This is a genomic window from Escherichia sp. MOD1-EC7003, from assembly GCF_002965065.1.
GTDB lineage: Bacteria > Pseudomonadota > Gammaproteobacteria > Enterobacterales > Enterobacteriaceae > Escherichia.
The window spans coordinates 1-397 of sequence record NZ_PTRE01000176.1 but is presented as its reverse complement, the minus strand read 5'-3'; the positions used below and the strand labels follow the sequence as shown (position 1 = coordinate 397).

1 protein-coding gene is annotated in these 397 nt (G+C 50.4%); it reads left to right on the top strand.

Annotation, left to right across the window (positions count from 1 at the left end; translation table 11 throughout):
- A partial coding sequence (locus tag A7090_RS22820) for an RNA-guided endonuclease TnpB family protein (RefSeq protein WP_157941495.1) occupies positions 1-397 on the top strand: 397 nt, incomplete at both ends.

Sequence of the window (397 nt, the reverse complement as noted above, 5' to 3'; positions counted from 1 at the left end):
CGGGTAGCCAATGCCCGCGCTGACTTCCAGCACAAACTTTCCAGACGAATTATCGACGAAAACCAAGCGGTGATTGTGGAAACGCTGAAATCAGCAAATATGATGAAAAACCGTCGCCTTGCCCGTCATATCGGGGATGCGGCATGGTCTGGATTTGTGGCAAAACTTGCGTACAAAGCGGAATCGGCAGGTGTTCACCTGGTCAAACTGGATCAGTGGTTCGCCAGCTCGAAAACTTGCCATTGTTGCGGTCACAAAATGTCAGAAATGCCGCTCAAGGTGCGCGAATGGAAATGCCCCGGCTGTAATGCTGAACATGACCGCGATATAAACGCGGCGCTCAACATACAGCACAAAGGCATAACAGAATTAATGGCGGCAGGACTTGTCGTCAAAA